This is a genomic window from Phenylobacterium sp., from assembly GCF_030679875.1.
Taxonomy (GTDB): Bacteria; Pseudomonadota; Alphaproteobacteria; order Caulobacterales; family Caulobacteraceae; genus Phenylobacterium.
Window position 1 is genome coordinate 1 of sequence record NZ_JAUXSP010000023.1, and the last position, 17108, is coordinate 17108.

Annotated in this window: 21 protein-coding genes and 1 pseudogene; 6 read left to right on the forward strand and 16 right to left on the reverse strand. The window is 66.2% G+C overall.

The features are described from left to right. Positions 1 to 149: 149 nt before the first annotated feature. From Q8K84_RS15415 to Q8K84_RS15425, 3 genes and pseudogenes are all read right to left on the reverse strand, one after another. Positions 150 to 713: pseudogene (locus tag Q8K84_RS15415) on the reverse strand (MFS transporter); the annotation flags it as partial. A gap of 232 nt (positions 714 to 945) precedes the next feature. Further along, positions 946 to 1899 carry a CDF family Co(II)/Ni(II) efflux transporter DmeF gene (gene dmeF / locus Q8K84_RS15420; RefSeq protein ID WP_305283610.1) on the reverse strand — a complete coding sequence of 318 codons (954 nt, stop codon included), beginning with the start codon at positions 1897 to 1899 and terminating at the stop codon, positions 946 to 948. Between the two features lie 11 nt (positions 1900 to 1910). Then, positions 1911 to 2186: a metal/formaldehyde-sensitive transcriptional repressor gene (locus Q8K84_RS15425; RefSeq protein ID WP_066680703.1), complete on the reverse strand. Its 276-nt coding sequence runs from the start codon at positions 2184 to 2186 to the stop codon at positions 1911 to 1913. Positions 2187 to 2427: 241 nt separating this feature from the next. On the opposite strand from Q8K84_RS15425, the gene copC reads away from it, so the two are divergent. The 4 genes from copC to Q8K84_RS15445 all read left to right on the forward strand — a co-directional run bounded on the left by copC (position 2428) and on the right by Q8K84_RS15445 (position 4526). After that, positions 2428 to 2799 carry a copper homeostasis periplasmic binding protein CopC gene (gene copC, locus Q8K84_RS15430; protein ID WP_066680701.1) on the forward strand — a complete coding sequence of 124 codons (372 nt, stop codon included), beginning with the start codon at positions 2428 to 2430 and terminating at the stop codon, positions 2797 to 2799. Position 2800: 1 nt separating this feature from the next. Beyond that, a complete protein-coding gene (gene copD, locus Q8K84_RS15435) occupies positions 2801 to 3730 on the forward strand; it encodes a copper homeostasis membrane protein CopD (RefSeq protein ID WP_066680699.1) in 930 nt (309 codons plus the stop codon). 4 nt (positions 3731 to 3734) lie between these two features. Continuing rightward, entirely contained in the window at positions 3735 to 4181 is a 447-nt protein-coding gene (locus tag Q8K84_RS15440) for a hypothetical protein (protein ID WP_305283611.1), read from the forward strand. 93 nt (positions 4182 to 4274) lie between these two features. After that, positions 4275 to 4526: a hypothetical protein gene (locus tag Q8K84_RS15445; RefSeq protein ID WP_066680695.1), complete on the forward strand. Its 252-nt coding sequence runs from the start codon at positions 4275 to 4277 to the stop codon at positions 4524 to 4526. Between the two features lie 460 nt (positions 4527 to 4986). Here the strand turns inward: Q8K84_RS15445 and Q8K84_RS15450 are convergent, their stop codons facing one another. The 8 genes from Q8K84_RS15450 to Q8K84_RS15485 form a co-directional block, all read right to left on the reverse strand. Then, positions 4987 to 5436 (reverse strand): DUF411 domain-containing protein, encoded by a 450-nt coding sequence (locus tag Q8K84_RS15450; protein WP_257817722.1) that lies wholly within the window; start codon positions 5434 to 5436, stop codon positions 4987 to 4989. A 20-nt stretch (positions 5437 to 5456) separates the two neighbouring features. Continuing rightward, on the reverse strand, positions 5457 to 5702 hold the full coding sequence (locus Q8K84_RS15455; RefSeq protein ID WP_257817721.1) for a heavy-metal-associated domain-containing protein: 246 nt from the start codon (positions 5700 to 5702) through the stop codon (positions 5457 to 5459). A gap of 74 nt (positions 5703 to 5776) precedes the next feature. Continuing rightward, entirely contained in the window at positions 5777 to 6211 is a 435-nt protein-coding gene (locus tag Q8K84_RS15460; RefSeq protein WP_370867880.1) for a DUF305 domain-containing protein, read from the reverse strand. A gap of 204 nt (positions 6212 to 6415) precedes the next feature. Next, entirely contained in the window at positions 6416 to 7558 is a 1143-nt protein-coding gene (locus Q8K84_RS15465; RefSeq protein ID WP_305283613.1) for a copper resistance protein B, read from the reverse strand. Continuing rightward, on the reverse strand, positions 7555 to 9405 hold the full coding sequence (locus Q8K84_RS15470) for a copper resistance system multicopper oxidase (RefSeq protein WP_305283614.1): 1851 nt from the start codon (positions 9403 to 9405) through the stop codon (positions 7555 to 7557). The genes Q8K84_RS15465 and Q8K84_RS15470 overlap by 4 nt, the downstream gene beginning before the upstream one ends. A gap of 121 nt (positions 9406 to 9526) precedes the next feature. Then, positions 9527 to 10099, reverse strand: coding sequence for an RNA polymerase sigma factor (locus Q8K84_RS15475; protein WP_305283615.1), 573 nt, complete (start codon positions 10097 to 10099; stop codon positions 9527 to 9529). Next, entirely contained in the window at positions 10096 to 10536 is a 441-nt protein-coding gene (locus Q8K84_RS15480) for a periplasmic heavy metal sensor (RefSeq protein WP_257817718.1), read from the reverse strand. The genes Q8K84_RS15475 and Q8K84_RS15480 overlap by 4 nt, the downstream gene beginning before the upstream one ends. Next, entirely contained in the window at positions 10533 to 10826 is a 294-nt protein-coding gene (locus Q8K84_RS15485) for a hypothetical protein (RefSeq protein WP_257835846.1), read from the reverse strand. Before Q8K84_RS15485 ends, Q8K84_RS15480 begins: the two co-directional genes overlap by 4 nt. Before the next feature lie 159 nt (positions 10827 to 10985). Here Q8K84_RS15485 and Q8K84_RS15490 point away from each other — a divergent pair, with 159 nt between their 5' ends. Then, positions 10986 to 12119 carry an acyltransferase gene (locus Q8K84_RS15490; protein WP_305283616.1) on the forward strand — a complete coding sequence of 378 codons (1134 nt, stop codon included), beginning with the start codon at positions 10986 to 10988 and terminating at the stop codon, positions 12117 to 12119. A 68-nt stretch (positions 12120 to 12187) separates the two neighbouring features. Here Q8K84_RS15490 and Q8K84_RS15495 read toward each other — a convergent pair whose 3' ends face one another. From Q8K84_RS15495 to Q8K84_RS15515, 5 genes are all read right to left on the reverse strand, one after another. Beyond that, positions 12188 to 12547, reverse strand: a complete 360-nt coding sequence (locus Q8K84_RS15495) for a DUF305 domain-containing protein (protein ID WP_305283617.1) — start codon at positions 12545 to 12547, stop codon at positions 12188 to 12190. Positions 12548 to 12564: 17 nt separating this feature from the next. Beyond that, positions 12565 to 12966 carry a four-helix bundle copper-binding protein gene (locus tag Q8K84_RS15500; RefSeq protein ID WP_293395145.1) on the reverse strand — a complete coding sequence of 134 codons (402 nt, stop codon included), beginning with the start codon at positions 12964 to 12966 and terminating at the stop codon, positions 12565 to 12567. 339 nt (positions 12967 to 13305) lie between these two features. Continuing rightward, positions 13306 to 13680: a hypothetical protein gene (locus Q8K84_RS15505; RefSeq protein WP_257835849.1), complete on the reverse strand. Its 375-nt coding sequence runs from the start codon at positions 13678 to 13680 to the stop codon at positions 13306 to 13308. Positions 13681 to 13771: 91 nt separating this feature from the next. After that, positions 13772 to 14077, reverse strand: coding sequence for a hypothetical protein (locus Q8K84_RS15510; protein ID WP_066680675.1), 306 nt, complete (start codon positions 14075 to 14077; stop codon positions 13772 to 13774). Between the two features lie 131 nt (positions 14078 to 14208). Continuing rightward, positions 14209 to 14487 carry a metal-sensitive transcriptional regulator gene (locus Q8K84_RS15515; RefSeq protein ID WP_066680674.1) on the reverse strand — a complete coding sequence of 93 codons (279 nt, stop codon included), beginning with the start codon at positions 14485 to 14487 and terminating at the stop codon, positions 14209 to 14211. A 92-nt stretch (positions 14488 to 14579) separates the two neighbouring features. Here Q8K84_RS15515 and Q8K84_RS15520 point away from each other — a divergent pair, with 92 nt between their 5' ends. Beyond that, positions 14580 to 16931 carry a heavy metal translocating P-type ATPase gene (locus tag Q8K84_RS15520; RefSeq protein WP_293385234.1) on the forward strand — a complete coding sequence of 784 codons (2352 nt, stop codon included), beginning with the start codon at positions 14580 to 14582 and terminating at the stop codon, positions 16929 to 16931. Positions 16932 to 17108 lie beyond the last annotated feature (177 nt).

Consider the following 17108-nt stretch of genomic DNA (forward strand, 5'->3'; position numbering starts at 1 on the left):
CCTATGGACAAATCCAGGCGCCGCCCTATCCGGGGCTCGCCCCGGATAGGGCCAACCCTGAGCACAAACTGGCGGCGTAATCTGAACCCGAACCAACCTTAGCCAAGCCGCCAAACTGTACGGAGAACCGGCGCCACCTCATTCGGCTGCGGGACCACGACCGACACCACCAGGGCGGCGGAGGCGAGAAAGCCGACAACCGTTCCGCCAAATAGCCAGTGGAAGCTGATCACGGTCAGCAGGGCGGCCGCCAGCATGGGGCTGACGAGACTCTCCATGTCGTAGGCCAACCGCGAGAGCGACAGCGCCCGGGTGTAGCGTTCCTCTTCGGGAAGGATGTCTGGGATCGCGGCCTGGAACGTCGGCGTGAAAGCCGCTGAGGCCGATTGCAGCAGAAAGATAAGCAGGTAGACCTGCCAGACCTCGGTCACGAAGGGCAGCATGACCGCCACGGCGGCCCGGACGAGGTCCATCGAAACCAGAAAGCCGCGCCGCGGCAGACGGTCGACGAAGGCGTTCACAACCGGGCCTACCCCGATAAAGGCGATCATCTTGATCGCCAGGGCCCCGCCGAGCACGGCGCCGGCGTTCGCGCCCGCAAGATCGTAGGACAGTAGACCCAGCGCGACGGTCGCTAGGCCCGTGCCGATCAGGGCGATGACCTGGGCCAAGAAGAGGTGCCGATAGGTACGGTCCCCGAGAACGCTCAGCATAATGCTGGCTTCCTCAACCGGGGCATAAGCAGCGAACCGTCACAGGCCAGTCCGGATAGGCTATCGAATCTGTCACGCGCTTGCCGGGCCACGAAGCGATGCCTTCGGGGTGATGTTCGACGTGACCTTGCGCGAGAACCGTCTTGGCCCTGCTGAGGGCGCTGACCGGTTCCGATTGTATCGACGGGGCGCGCAGCTTGGAGGCTCTCGTGAAGGCCTCTTGCTATCGAACTCATCGGGGTTCGACCGTAACATGCGCCAGCTCATGCACTCTGCGCAGACGCTGGCGTACGTCGGCGGCTGAGGCTGCGCCCGTGAAGCTGACGATTGCCGCGTGGGCGCCAGGCCCGATCCGCCAAACATGCAGGTCCGTGATCTTGGCGTCCCCGAGCCCTTCAACCTCCTCCCGCACTTCGCCCTCCAGATGAGCATCAGCCGTGTCGAGCAGCACGGCGGCTGTGTCGCGCATCAGGTTCCAGGCCCAGACGGAGATGACGACCGCGCCGACGATGCCCATCACAGGGTCGAGCCAAACCCAGCCAAGATATCGCCCGGCGACCAACGCCGTGATCGCCAGCACCGAGGTCAGCGCGTCGGCAAGGACGTGCACGAAGGCAGAGCGGAGATTGTTGTCGTGATGCGCGTGCGCTCGATCGGAGGCGTGGCCGTGGTGATCACCGCCATCGGGATGCTCGTGAACGTGAGCGTGGCCATGATGGTGATCGTGCCCCCCCGACAGGAGAAGGGCGCTCACGACGTTTACGGCGAGCCCCACTACGGCCACGAGCGTGGCCTCGCCGAAGCTCACGGGCTGCGGATTGAGAAGGCGGACGATGGATTCGACACCTATCGCGAGCGCGATCAGGGCGAGCACAAGCGCAGAGGCGAAGCCGGCCAAATCGCCGACCTTGCCCGTACCGAAGCTGAAGCGCCGGCTGCGCGCGTGACGACGAGCGTAGGCGTAAGCCGCCGCCGCGACGGCCAGAGCGCCCGCGTGGGTCGCCATGTGGAATCCGTCGGCGAGCAGGGCCATTGAGTTGAAGACACTGCCGGCGATGATCTCGCCAACCATCATCACGGCGGTTAGGGCCACGACCCACAGCGTGCGTCGGGCATTTTCATCGTGCCGTTCGCCGAGGAAGACGTGGTCGTGGGACAAGGCCTCGTCTGAGGCTGACAGATTCAAGGCGGCTCTTCCTATTTTGCGTATCGGCGCACGACTGCGATCAGCTCTTCGGCGCCGGAAGCTCGGTCCGCATCCGTTAGGTCGGGCCGGGCCACGTGCTCGCGGACATGGTCCTCAATCAGCTCGTCCATCAGCCCGTTAACAGCCCCGCGCACGCCGGCAGCCTGATGCAGGATCGTCGAACAGCCCGCTTCGTCAGCGATGGCCCTCTCGATCGCGGCGACCTGGCCGGCAATGCGCCGGACCCGGGCCAAGAGCTGCTCTTTGTTGTTCGTCGTATGCGCCATAGGCTACCCCCCTACCCTATATGACGCGGAACCACCAGCCCTCGCTTAACGTGCGCATGCTCTCTGCGCGCTTCAGCCCAACCGCTGGCGAGGACTGGGCGAGTCGCCTTTCGACCGGAGGAGGCGCCTTGCTTCTCAAGTGGGGAACTCATTCACGCCCGGTGCAGGCGCGGCGGCTAGTTTGAGGGGTTGGCGCGCTGAGATGCGTAGACGTTCACAGACACCTTGTCGGGAGACCCCAATGAAGACCCGCCTTTTCGGACTTGCCGCCCTTGCGGGAGCAACCGCCCTCATCGCTTCCAGCCCGGCTTGGGCGCATGCGCACCTCGTGAGTTCCAATCCGGCGGCCAACGCCGCCGTCGCGGCCGCGCCGAAGGTCATCACCCTGACCTTCAACGAAAAGCTCGTACCGGCCTTCTCCAAGTTCGAGCTCACCATGCCGGAGCATGGCGGCATGAAAGTACCGGTGAAGACGACCGTCTCCAAGGACGGCAAGTCCATCACCGGTACGCCGCAGAGCGCGCTGACCAATGGAGCCTACAAGATCGTGTGGTCCGCGGCCTCGGCCGACGGCCATAAGATGACCGGCGAAGTGGCCTTCAAGGTCGGCTGACGTGCTCGAGCCTGCGGTCATCATCCTCAGGCTGCTGCAGTATGCGGGGGCGATGGTCCTCATGGGATCATCGCTCTTCTTCATCTATGCCCTCCCCGCCACGGGTCCGGGCTCGGCCGCGGAGGCGCCGTGGGCCCGCAGGCTGCTGGCGGGCGCGGGCGTGCTGCTGGCGCTCGCGACGCTGCTCTGGATCGCGGCCCAGGCCAGCGTGCTGGCCGGATCGATGGCGGAGGGACTCAAACCCGAGGCGCTCGGCGCCGTGGTGACGAGCATGGACCTCGGCAAGGCGGGTGTCCTTAGGGCGGGGGTCGCCCTCCTGGCCACGATCCTCGCCGTGATGCTGAGGCCAGCGCGAGCCAGCTGGATCGTCGCGGCCGCGCTCGGAACTGTCGCGACCGCAACCTTCGCCTGGATGGGTCATGGCGCGGCGACGGAGGGGCCAGGCGGTGTCATCCACCTTGTCTCCGACATCCTTCACAGCTGGGCAGGGGCCGTCTGGATCGGCGCGCTCGTGGCCTTCGCGCTGATCCTGCGCACCCGCAGCCGCACGCCGGCAGGGGTGGTCGCCCTGCACCGGGCGCTGCACGGCTTTTCAGGGATCGGCACGCTGCTGGTGGCGGTCCTGGTGGCGACTGGACTCGCCAACAGCTGGTTCTTGGTCGGGGCGGATCGGATCGACGGCCTTTGGACCACCTCTTATGGGCGGCTCTTGAGCCTCAAGCTCCTCCTGTTCGTGGCCATGCTCGGCCTGGCGGCCGCAAACCGCTTCCGGCTGACGCCTGTCCTGGCCCTGGCCTTGGACGAACCCTCACGGCAAGGCGCGGCGCTCGCGGATCTGCGCCGCAGCATCGCGCTGGAGACCGCCGCTGCGCTCGGGATCGTGGCTCTCGTGGCCTGGTTCGGCACGCTGGCGCCGCCGGCGGCGATGTGAAGTCATGACGCGCCGCCGCAACACGCGAAATCGGATGACAACGGTCGCTGTGGCGCTACCCTCGTGGACGATGCGCTTACTGCTCGCCCTTCTGGCCGTGATCGGCCTCCTGGCCAGCCCGGCGTCCGCCGCGGCGGCCCAGGCGACTTGCCTGGGTCATGGTGAGGCGATGATGAGCATGGCCATGCCGGACATGCCGGGGATGGACCACGACGACGACAAGGCCGACCCTTGCTGCGACCCCGCCAACGACAAGGCGCCCGCCAAGCACGACGACATGAGCTGCCTTCTCGCCTGCATGGCCATGTGCGGCGTGACGGCGGCGCTCCCCAGCGCCCCACCTGTCAGCCTCGCGAAGCCTGACCATGGCGCGCCGCCGCCTGGGCGGATGGCGTCGTTGACGCCTCACGACCCCGGACGCCTCGAACGACCTCCCAGACCGATCGCCTGACCCCTGCGCCGCCCCTAGGGCGGCGCATCGCGTGCAGAACCCGGCCGGAGTCCGTCCGGCCATGATGATCGATCCCACTCGGGAGAGTTTCCCATGACCTATCGCATTCACCTGACGGCAGCGGCGCTGGCCCTCGGCCTCGTCGCGGCCGCGAGCGCCGCCTCCGCCCAGCCCTACGGCAAGGGCGGCAATTACAGCATGGCTCAGCCGCCGGCGGCACAACCCCGCCCCGCGCGGGACTGCGACTGTCCGATGATGAAGGGCGACCAAGCCATGCGCGAGCAATGCATGACCATGATGCGGGATCATGCGCCACCGGCGCCCAAGAACGGCCCGGCCCGTTGATCGCGATCGCCGCGCACCCCCCATCCCCTTAGGCGCGCGGTGAGCGAGGGCGTCGGCGGCCCCTGGCCGCCGACGCTTCCGCTTCATCTCCTGTTCTCTCCAGAGGAGACCCTCTTGCGGCCCCTATGGCTGATGCTAGGCGCAGCGCGTCTGTCGAGCCCGGCCCAGACCGGCGACATGGCGCGAATGAACACGGCCGATTCCGCGACCGTCAAGACCGCCGAGAGGCCCGGAACCGTGGAGTCCGTCGACGGCAGAGACGATTAAGATCGACCACGGCCCCGTTCCGGGAGCTGGCGGCGATGACCATGGACTTCAAGGCCGCGCCCGGCCCGGTCTAGAGCGTCAAGCCGAATGACAAGGTCGCCTTAGACCCGACTTGAAGGATGGCTCAGGCGAGATCACGGCCATCACCAAGCAGCAGGAGGCGTGCGAAGGGGCACGCGTTCGCGTGTAGCCCTCAGCCGTGGCGCGCGAACACCCGCGTCTTGCCGCCCGGCAGCAGAAGCAGCGTCTGGTAAGGCTCCTTGCGTCCGTCAGGCATCTCCATGCCGGGCGAGCCCAGCGGCATGCCAGGTACGGTGATGCCCAGCGCCTTCGGCCGCTCTTTCAGCAGGCGGCCGACGTCAGCGGCCGGGACGTGGCCCACGACGACGTAGCCGCCGATCGTGGCGAGATGGCACGATGAGAGCTCGAACGGGACGCTATGACGCTTTCCGATCGGCGTGATGTCTTCGACGTTGACCACCTTCGGCCGATAGCCCGCCCGGGTCATGATGGTGATCCAGCCCCTGCAGCACCCACACGACGCGGTCTTGTAGACGGTCAAGGGCGGCGGCGCGGCCGCCCAGGCGTGCGGCGCCGCCAGGACGGCTGCTGCGGCGGCAAGCAGGTTACGGCGAAGTATCATCGACTATCAGCCTCCAAGGGTCAGCGCCGACCGCCGCAACAGGACGCCTTCGCGGTAGGCGCGGCCTTCCGAGCCTCCTGCGGGGTGTAGCCCGCCTCCCGAATGGCGTCGCGCACGGCCGAGTCGGCCGCGGTCGTCGCGACCTCCAGCGACTTGCTCGGCAGATCTATAGTGATCTGGGCGGCTGGATCGACGCCCTTCACCGCCGCGGTGATCGCCTGCACGCAATGGCCGCAGCTCATGTCGTCAACTTGATAGCGAAGCATGGAAACCTCCTGGTCAAAGCCTCGCCGCAACAGGTAGGGCTTCCAACGATGGGAAGGTCAAGACGCCGGCGCGCCTAAAGGCGCTCGAGGATTGCCTTCATCTGATTGATCTCTCGGGTCTGCGACTCGATGATGCCGCCGGGGCCGTAGCAGAGTGCGCGCAGCTCGGGATCCTTGAGCGAGGCTTCCTTGCACATCAGCAGGGCGCCGGAATGGTGCGGGATCATCGACTGCACGAACTGGCGATCGCCGACCAGGCCCTGCGCCCGGATGCCGATCAGCGAGAGCACGAAGATGGCGGCGAAGGCGACGTGCAAGGCCACGTTCAGCTTGGCGTTCATGTACATGGACTTCATCGTCAGCAACATGATGATGGCCATGGGAGCCCACATTACGAGCGCCATGTAGAAGAAGTTGATGTTCTGGATGAATTCGCCCCAGCCGAATATCATCGTGAACATGGCGAAATACATAACCGCCAGGCTCAGAGCCAGATTGATGGCGAGCATCACATAGTGATGCCGACCCTCCTTCGCGCTCGTGCCGGACTCGCCGTGGTGTGCGTCTTTCACGTCAGCCTCCTGAGAGATGCTGTTCCCGAGAGCGCAAGCCTTGCTTGCAAACCTCCCTATCTTCCGAACGCGTCAGGCAACACCTGCCCTATTGGCCGGGCGTGAGACGTCTTGTTCCAGTCGCCTTCACCTCAGACCAACCTAAAACCACGCACGAAGTCCGACCACAAACGTCGTGCTCTCGACGTCCTCCCCGGCAGACTGCAGGAAATCCGCGGTCCCCCCGAAGGCGCGCTCATAAGCTACACCGATGTAAGGCGCGAATTCGCGGCGAATCTCATAGCGGAGGCGGAGCCCGAGTTCTGCGTGCGTGATTCCGGAGCCAGTGTTGAGTCTTGGGAGCTTCTGCGCCGAAAGCCTCAACTCTGCCTGCGGCTGAAGGATCACGCGCTGCGTTAGTCGCAGGTCGTAGGTTCCCTCGACCCGCCCAGTCAGGTCGCCGCGATCCGACAAAAACGCTGCGGCTTCGACTTCGAACCAGTAGGGGAAGAGGCTTTCAACCCCGACTGTCGCGTAGGTTCGCGAATTTCCGGACCCGAAGTCACGACGTACTCCGACTTGCACGTCGGTATAACGAGCCACTGCGCGGGAATAGAGTGCCTGAACTTCAGCGAGCTCGACCCCCTCGCCTCCAGAGCCCTCGCCTTCGGACTTGAAGACAAACCTGTTGATGTCGCCGCCGTACCAGCCTTCAACATCCCATCGATAGCCGCCGCCCGGTGGCTGGGATTGGTACTCTGCGAGGTTGAGCATCAGCTTCGCGATCCGTACGCCCCCGTGCTCGCGCGCGAGGATTCCCCGGGCGCGCTGCATCGGCCCCGTCCCGAAGACCTGATCGGCCACGTTGTCGGTGATCACGGCCGGCGCCGGCGCATTGCCGACAGGCAAGCCGGTCGCGGTCTGGCCGCCCTCCATCGGCGCCATCGTGTGTCCCGCATGAGGGTCCGCTGGGCCCGGCATGGTGTGTCCGGCATGCGGATCGGCGGGAGCCGCAGGTTGGCCGGGCATGGCGTGCCCGGCATGGGGGTCCACGGGTGCTGCTGAGGCGGCGCCTTGGGTCGGCTGCGATGGGCTCGAGACCTTCGGCGGCTCCGGCATCGTGTGGCCCGCATGGGGGTCGGCCGACGGCTTCGGTGCGGCGCGCATGGCGTGGCCTGCGTGCGGATCCGCCGGCGCGGCGGGCTGCGGCGGCATCGCGTGACCGGCGTGGGGATCGGCGGCCTGGGCGGCGGCGGCTGTGGCCGAGCTGGCCAGCGCCAGGGCTAGGAGGGAGGTCCGGATCATGCCGCCGCTCCTTCGACCGGACGCACCTTGAAGACTTGGAACATGCCGGCGTGCATGTGGTAGAGCATGTGGCAGTGGAAGGCCCAGTCACCGCCCTCGGCGGTGAAATCGAACGACACCTTGCCGCCCGGCATCACGTTCACCGTATGCTTGCGAGGCAGATAGCCGACCGGCCCGTGCACAAGTTCGAAGAAGTGCCCGTGCAAGTGGATGGGGTGCGTCATCATCGAGTCGTTGACGAGGGTGACGCGCACCCGCTCACCGGCCCGGAAGGAATAGGCCGGCGGGTTCTCGCTGAACTTCCAGCCGTCGAAGCCCCAGATGAACCGCTCCATGTTGCCGGTGAGATGGATGTCCATCGCGCGATCCGGCGGCCTGGGGTCGGGGTTGGGATCCAGCGCGATGAGGTCCTTGTAGACCAGCACCCGATGACCGACGCTTTCCAGCCCAAGGCCGGGATCGCCGGTGCGATCCATCGGCATGGGCGCGATCATCTGCACGCCCGGCCCCTTCTTGATTTGAGGGGCCTTCGACCAGTCCAGCATGTTCATGTCCATGCCGCCCATGTCGCCCATCACATCCGAGCCACGCTGGCGCGGCGGCGCCATGCCGGGCGGCGGCCCGGCGGCCGCCATGCCCGGCATGGCCCCGTGATCCATCCCCGGCATGCTGGAATGGTCCATTCCAGCCATGCCCGTAGCGCCCATGCCGGCGTGCGCCGACATGTCCATGCCCATGTCCTTCATGGTCAGGATGGGTCGCTCACGTAGCGGCGGCACGGCCGCGCTCATGCCGGCACGGGGCGCCAGTGTCGCCCGTCCCATGCCAGAGCGGTCGATCGCCTCCGAAACGATCGTGTAGGCGCGATCCTCCGTCGGCTGGACGATCACGTCGTAGGTCTCCGCGTTGCCGATCTGGAACTCGTCCACCTCGACAGGGCGGACGTTCTGGCCGTCGGCGGCGACGACCGTGAGCTTCAGGCCGGGAATGCGGACGTTGAAGACCATCTGCGCGGCGCTGTTGATGAAGCGCAGGCGCACCCGCTCGCCGGGTTTGAAGAGCCCGGTCCAGTTGTCCTTGGGGCCGTGGCCGTTGACGAGGAAGGTCATCACCGCGCCGGTGACGTCCGAGATATCGGTCGGATCCATGAGCATCTTGGCCCATTCGATCCGTTCGCCGAGGGTTTGGTCCTTGCCGGCAAGCAGGCCGGCGATCGTCTGGCGCTGATAATTGAAGACCCCGCCCTGCTGCTTCAGCCGCTTGAAAATCAGGTGCGGGTGCATCTCGCTATGGTCGGCTAGCACCAAGACGTGCTCGCGGTCGTAAGCGACGGGATCGGGCTTCGCCGGCTCGATGACGATGGGGGCGTAGTGGCCCTCCGCCTCCTGCAGACCCGAGTGGCTATGGTACCAGTAGGTGCCTGACTGAATGATCGGGAACTCGTAGACGAAGGTCTCGCCGGGGCGGATGCCGGGAAAGCTGACCCCCGGAACGCCGTCCATCTCGAAAGGCACCAGCAGCCCATGCCAGTGGATCGAGGTGTCCTCATCGAGGGTGTTCGTCACCGCGATCCGGACCCGCTGACCTTCTTTCAGACGAATGAGCGGACCGGGCACGGTCCCATTGATCGTCACGGCATGGCGACGCTTGCCGTCGATCGTGATCGGTGTGTGGCCGATCGTCAGTTTGATGTCCTCGCCGGAAAGCGTCGGCAGGGTCGACACCTGGCCGGGCGTCGCGCTCTGCGCCCAGGCGGGCAGCAGCGAGCTGATCGCCGCTCCGCCCCCGAGGATGGCCGCGCCTTTGATCAGGGCGCGGCGGTCAAGGTCAGGTCGTGGCCTGGACATTCGAAATCCTACGATCGGAACAATAGACGAGGTGATAGGGCTTCCCACCGCGGGAAGGTCAAGCGCCCCGCCCACACAAACTCTACGCAGCTCGGGGCGCTTGCCCCTGAACTTCTGAGGATTAAATCGCCGATCGGTCGATAAGCTCCGCAAGCTGCTGGCGGGCCCGGTAGACGCGCGTCTCTACGGTCTTGACGGTCACCCCCAGGAGCGCGGCGGCTTCCTGCTGAGTGAGCTCGTCGAAATAGGTCAGTAGCAGCGGCTCTTTGAGCTTGATCGGTAGGCGGTCGACGGCTTTCTGGACGATGGCCCGGCGCTGCGCCGCAACGACCGACTCCTCCCCGTCGGGCGCCGGATCCGCTTGCGCCTGCGCCTCGGTTGATTGGTCGTCCTTCTCTCCCAGGATGAACCGACGAACCGCCAGACGGCGGGCGCGATCGCGGCACTTGTTGAGGGCTATGGCGCGCAGCCAGACCGGGAACGCCCGCAGATCGTCGAAACGCGCGAGCGCCTTCCACGCCGCTACGAAGGTCTCCTGCACGACATCGACAGCCGCGTCGGCGTCGCCGACGTAGCGGCGCACGAAGCCATACAGCGACGGCTTGTGCCGACGCATGAGCGTGGTGAACGCCCGATCCTCCCCGCCCCGCGCGCGCTGGACGAGATCGGCGTCCGTCTCTTCCTGAAGCGTCACGGCGCCTGTTCAGTGAGGGCCTCAGCGACACGCTTGTCGAACTGCGCAGCCTGGTCCGGCGTCAACACGGTGCGCATCGCCAGGACGTGCAGGATGGTTTCGTTCTGAAGGGCCCCCATGGCGTCGTGGAACCGTTCGACCGCGGCCTTCACCTCCGGCGAATACTCGTGACGCACCTGAATGGCCCGGGCGAGCTCGGCGTTGGCGGCGCGCAGCTCGGCCTCCCGCGCCCGACGACGAACCGCGAAGTCCTGCTCGAGCACATCCAGCCTCTTCCTCTGCTCGGGGGCGAGTTTCAGCTCTTCGTGGACGAACTCATGCAGCGAAGGCTGGTGGCGCTGGTCATAGATGTAACGCGCGCCAATCCAGGTTCCCCCGACGGCCGCGATGACCGTCAGGAGCAGCGTGAGGATCAGCCCACGGCTGAAGAAACTCATCCGTGGTGATCCAGGAGGGTGGAGGGGGCGAGCTCCGCCTTCGTGGAGAAGGCGGACACCTCCTGGGATTGCGCGGCCACGGCGACCGCAGTCGCGCCGCCGCTCGCCACGCCCAATCCCAGCGCGCCGACGACGGCCGCGGCCCGTACGGCCAGGAGCGTTGGGGCGGCCGCCCGCGCCTGGCGCACGCGCTCGATGCCCTGCCAGACCCTCGCCTCCAGGCTCTCGTAGCCGGCGGGTAGCGGCTCCGATCGAAGCGCTCTCAGTTCGTCATCAAGTCTGTCGTCCATCGCAACACCCCGATCATCCGTCATGACTCTATACGCAGGATCTGGTGGGCTCCCCTCAACTGAGGGCCGGCGGCGCCGTCCCGCGTATGTCCTATAGAGGTCGGGAGCTGGGGGGCTGCAATGGTTCGTCGCGAAAGCGAAGCGCGCGAGGCTGGAGGCGTGTTTCCAGCCGATCTCCCGGCTCTTACCAGCGTACGCTTCTTGTTGGCCTTGGGGGTGGTGCTCTTCCACTATCAGCTGCAGTGGCCTTGGGACGCCATGTCGTCGACCGGGTTCTTCGACCGGGCGCGACTCGGGGTCGACGCCTTCTTCATCCTCTCCGGCTTTGTCCTGACCCACGCCTATCGCGATGCGATGGCCGGAAACCGGATGAATTACGGCAGGTTCCTGGTCGCCCGCTTCGCCCGAATCTACCCGGCGCACCTTGCCGTACTCGCCTTCGTGCTGGTCATGGTCACGACGGCGAGCCTGGTGGGCGCTGAGTTCGACCGCAATCTCTACAATCCCGCCGGCCTCGTCACGACACTGCTCCTCGTCCACGCCTGGCTTCCCGAGGTGGTGAAAGCCGAATGGAACGGTCCGTCCTGGTCGCTGTCGGCTGAGTGGTTCGCATACCTGACCTTCCCCGCCTTCGCCTGGGCCGGTTTGAAGCTGCGCCGCCGACCGATCCTGCTCCTGGCCTTAACTGCCCTGATCTTCCTTGCCCTCGACCAGATCTATCAAGCCGTCTTCGGTCGCATCCTGGTTCATGCTGAGGCGAACATGGGGATCCTGCGCATCATCCCCGAATTCCTCTACGGCGTGGCCCTATACCGATTGGGCGAACGCCTGCTTCTTCGCCGGCAGGCCACCCTCCTGTTCGCCTGGGCGGCGGCGATCCTTCTCGTCGCGCTGATGCACCTGAAGGCCGATGACCGATGGGTCGTCGCCGCGGCGGGCCCGCTGGTGCTGGCTCTGGCTATGCTATCGAAGGTACGGGCCGAGGGTGTCCTCAAGGCGCGTTGGCCCCGCCTCGGGGGTGAAGCCTCCTACGCGCTCTATCTCGTCCACATGCCCATCCTGATCGCCTGGAAGGGCGTCTGGTCGGGCGCCCAGGGGCGCGACAGCAGCTATGTACTCGGCTGGTGGGAGGTAGCCGCGCTCCTGGCGCTGTCGCTTCTGGCGGCCATCGCCCTTCACCTCCTGTTCGAAGGTCCGGCGCGTGCTTGGATTCGCCGCTGGGCGGATCGTCTTTGGCCCGCCCCTGAAGCACGGGCGCAGATGCGGCCAGCCTCCCAGCCACCCGACGTCTAACACTAAGGAGGACGATTGAGCTAAACGGTTTGGGCGGGCGTAAGGGGCCCGCCACGCGGCGGATCAGCTTAAGGCTTCGGTGTGCGACCGCCATGCTTGTCGAGCCAGGCCTGCAGTTCGGCGATCTCTTTGCGCTGCATCTCCGCCGACTTCTGCGCCATCTGCTTGGCCTCCGCGTCGTCGCCATGCTTCAGCACCGCCTCGGACATCGCGATCGCCCCCCTATGGTGCTCGATCATCTTGAGCGCCCAGGCCCGATCGGCATCGGCGTCGTTGGCAGCCATCATCTTCTGATGCATGTCCTGCATGCCCTTCATGTAGTCTTGCTTGGCCATTTGGCCGTGCTGCATGCTGGCGCCGCTCTGCTGAGCGAGGGCCGGTGCGGCGAGCAGCGCGGCCCCAGCCGCAACGATGGCGATCATTTTCATCTGGGAGCCTTTTGCGATCAGTGAAACGTCTGGAGGGCGGCCTGACAGGCCTGTTCGCAGCGCCGGCACGATTCGGCGCAGATGCGGCAGTGCTCATGCATGCTGGCGTGACGGTCGCATTCCTCCGCGCAGAGCCGGCAGGCCTCCTCGCATGCCCTCAGCACACTCTGGATGATCGGTTCGTTTGAGCCGGTGCGGCGTGATGCGATGTGGCCAGCGGCCGTGCAAATGTCGGCGCAGTCGAGGTTCAGGCGAATGCATTGGGTCAGCTGCGCGACCATCTGCTCGCCCAGGCAGGCATCGGCGCACGACGTGCAGCTCTGAGCGCAGTCGAAGCATTCCTCGATGCAGCGGATCAGGCTGTCGTTTGTGTTTCCGCGCACCTGGGGGTGCGTACTTATTATTTCATGGGCGTGCATGGCCGTCATCCTATGCAGGTGGATGGCCGCTGAACCCTCATTCTGGAGTTCCGTTCCGCCGCACGGGCCGAGGAGCGAAATCTTTTGTCCGTAGAACTGAAAAACCGAGGGAGCAGCCTTCCGCGTGCGTATTGCCGCTCGTCTTTTCCGGGCTCAAGCGGGTGGGGGTGAACTCATCATGGGAGCGCAGTGACGCTCACGCGAAGCCTCACAGCTAGCTTGCCGGAGATGGGAAACGCACGGGAGTTCGTCAGTGGGCGGCTCCGGGCTAAGCGTCATTAACATCCCGTGCTCGTGCGCTACGGCAGAAATGCACAGGGCCGGACCCGACGGCGCCACCTACATGTGTCCGTCCATCTTCATCGGCGGATCCGCTTTCTTCATCGGGATGGAGCCGTCGTTCTTGGCGCCCATGCCGTCGGCATGCGCCTTGGCGCCCATCTCCATTCCGCGCTCATGCGCATCGCGTTCCATCTCCATCCCTTCACGGTGCCCCTCGGCGCGAGCCTCTTCTAGGGTTTCAGACGAACTGGAATGATGCTCGCCGGCTTCGCCCGGGGCGTCGGGCGTCGTCGCCGGAGCCGTGGCGACGGGCGACGGGGCGCCGGGCGCCGGAGCCTCCGTCTTCTGCTCGCACCCGGCCAGGCCGATCGCCGCCAAGGCGACGGAGCCAGCCAAGGCCTTTAGCAGACGGGGCGGCAAGAGATGGGTCATGGGTCGCGTCCTGTCGGTGGGTCAACGAAGCGGCAGATAAAGTGAGGCCGACCGGCTGCAGCATGAAGGGCGCAGCCGGTCGGCCGCTTTCCTACTTCTTGGCTTCAGCCATCTTTGCGGCGCACTTTCCGTGCATCTTATCCATCTCGGCCTTGCTGAGCGGCTTCATCTTCATGACCCCGGGAGTGCCTTTCATGGAGGCGTGGTCATGCATGACGCGGCCGTCCATCTTCCGGCCCATGACGCTCTTGCACTCTTCGTGGGTTGGGTTGGCGGGATCCTTGACCGAAACGGTGGCGTCGGCCGCGGCCTTGTGATCCCCGTGTTCCGGCTGCGCGTAGCTCTGGCTGGCGGTGGCGAGGCCGAGGGCCGCGATGGCGACGAATAGGGTACGCATGGGTGTGTCCTTTGCTGGTCGGCGGACAGCGGCTCGCCGTGCCCTCGATTGAAATATGCCAAACCCTAGCGTTCCCTCCAAACCCAACCTTGATATCGATCAAGCGCCGCTGCGGCGGGACGCCAGCGCCATCAGTTCCGGAGCTTGCCGATCAGCTCGACCAGCTCGGCTGTCTTCTGTTCGCGCTCCGCCACGTCGCCGCTGGCCGCCATCGCACCAGCGACGCAGTGTTCGAGGTGGTCTTTCACGAGTTCGCCCTCAACCCGACGCAGCGCCGCCCTCGCGGCGTGCAGTTGCGTCAGGATGTCGAGGCAGTAGCGATCCTGCTCCACCATGCGGGAGATGCCTCGCACCTGCCCTTCAACCCGGTTCAGCCGATTGATCAGACGTGGCTTGTTCGTGCGTTCCATCAAAGCCTCCGCCGCTCGGTGCGGCAATATACAGAAAGCCGCGATTTGATCCATGCCCCACTGGGGTATATATACGCCGAACAGGAGGCCCCATGAGCGGTCAAGGCCATACCCACCATCATCATGCTGACCCCAGGGACCGCCAGGCGGCTGACGTGGCGGTCACCGACCCGGTCTGCGGCATGGCGGTTGATCCGGCGACCACGCCGCACCACGCGGAGCATGCGGGGCAGACCTTCCACTTCTGTTCGGCCGGGTGCCGCACCAAGTTCGTCGCCGATCCGGCGAAATACCTGACCAAGGATGAAGGCCCGTCCGCTGCGGCGCCGGCAGGGACGATCTACACCTGTCCGATGCACCCCCAGATCCGAAAGGAGGGTCCGGGCAACTGCCCCATCTGCGGCATGGCGCTCGAGCCGGAAACCGCGACCGCCGACAGCGGTCCGAACCCCGAGCTGATCGACATGACCCGCCGGTTCTGGGTGGGTCTCGTCCTCACCCTGCCCGTTCTCGCGCTCGAGATGGGCGCGCATGTTCTCGATCTGCACCGCTGGATTTCGCCCACGACGTCGAACTGGGTGCAGCTCGCCCTGGCGACCCCCGTCGTGCTGTGGGCCGGCTGGCCCTTCTTCGAACGGGGCTGGGCGTCCCTGCGGACTCGCAACCTCAACATGTTCACCCTCATCGCCATGGGGATCGGGGTGGCCTGGGCTTACAGCGTCGTGGCCACGCTGGCGCCGCACATCTTCCCGTCGGCGTTCCGGCGCACCGATGGCAGCGTTGCAATCTACTTCGAAGCCGCGGCCGTGATCACGGTCCTCGTGCTGCTGGGTCAGGTGCTGGAACTGCGGGCCCGCGAGCAGACCTCGGGTGCGATCAAGGCCCTGCTGGACCTCGCGCCCAAGACCGCGCGACGGGTCCGGACGGATGGGACTGACGAAGAGGTCACGCTCGACCAGATCCTGGTGAGCGACCAGCTGCGGGTGCGGCCGGGCGAGAAAGTCCCCGTCGACGGCGAGGTCGTGGACGGCCGCGTCTCGATCGACGAGTCGATGGTCACCGGGGAATCGATGCCCGTGACCAAGGAAGCGGGCGACAAGGTCGTCGGCGGCTCGATCAACAAGACCGGCTCCTTCGTGATGCGGGCCGAGAAGGTCGGGGCCGACACCCTGCTGTCGCAGATCGTCCACATGGTCGCCCAGGCCCAGCGCTCTCGGGCGCCGATCCAGCGCATGGCCGACCAAGTCTCGGGCTGGTTCGTCCCAGTGGTGATCGTGATCGCTGTCCTGGCATTCGCCGGCTGGGGGGTCTTTGGTCCCGAGCCGAGGTTTGCCTTCGGCCTCATCGCGGCGGTCTCGGTGCTGATCATCGCCTGCCCGTGCGCACTTGGACTGGCGACGCCGATCTCGATCATGGTGGGGGTCGGTCGCGGCGCCGGGGCCGGCGTGCTCATCAAAAACGCCGAAGCCCTAGAGCGGTTCGAAAAGATAGACACGTTGGTGATCGATAAGACCGGAACTCTCACCGAGGGGCGGCCAGCGGTCACCGCCATCGTGCCCGCCGCGGGTTGGGACGAAGCCGAAGTGCTTCGCCTGGCCGCCAGCCTCGAGCGTGGCAGTGAGCATCCCCTCGCGGACGCCATCCTCCGCGCCGCAAGCGATCGCAAGCTAAGCCTTTCAGAGCCGTCCGACTTTGACTCGCCCGTCGGTAAGGGCGTTCTGGGCTCGATCGACGGGCGGCGTCTGGTGCTCGGATCCGGCAAGTTTCTGAAGGAACAGGGGGTCATCACCGGCGAACTCGATAGTCAGGCAGAGTCGCTCCGCACTGACGGCGCTACGGCAATCTTCATGGCGGTGGACGGACAGGCTGCAGCGGTGTTCGCCATCGCAGACCCCATCAAGGCCACCACGCCTGAAGCCGTTCGCCTCCTGAAGGCCGAAGGCGTGCGGCTCGTCATGATGACCGGCGACAACCGCACCACGGCGCTCGCCGTGGCCCGCAAGCTCGGCATCGACGAAGTCGAGGCCGAGGTTCTACCGCAGGACAAGGCGGCCGTGGTCGAGAAGTTCCGCGCCGAGGGCCGCAAGGTGGCGATGGCGGGAGATGGCGTGAACGATGCGCCGGCGCTGGCGGCGGCCGAAGTTGGGATCGCCATGGGCGCGGGGTCCGACGTGGCCATTGAGAGCGCGGGCGTGACCCTCCTGAAGGGCGATCTGCAGGGGATCGTCAAGGCGCGGCGGCTGTCCCGCGCCGTGATGCGGAATATCCGCCAGAACCTCTTCTTCGCCTTCGTCTATAATGCGGCGGGCGTGCCGGTAGCGGCCGGCGTCCTCTACCCGGTGTTTGGCTGGCTGCTCTCGCCGGCGATCGCGGCGGCGGCCATGGCGCTGTCCAGCGTCAGCGTGGTGACCAACGCCTTGCGGCTACGAAGCGTGAAGCTCTAGCGCGGACGGGTCCCGTCCGCCGGCGGCGCCGGGTGCAAATCGGGTTCGTCCGGCGACATGATGTCGGTTTGCGACGGGTCCTTCCCGAAGGCGGACTGGTCGTGGGGTTCCCCCATTTCGTCCGCCGCGGCGGCAGGCGCGACCTCGCCAGACCGCGGGCCGCCGGGCTCTGCGGAG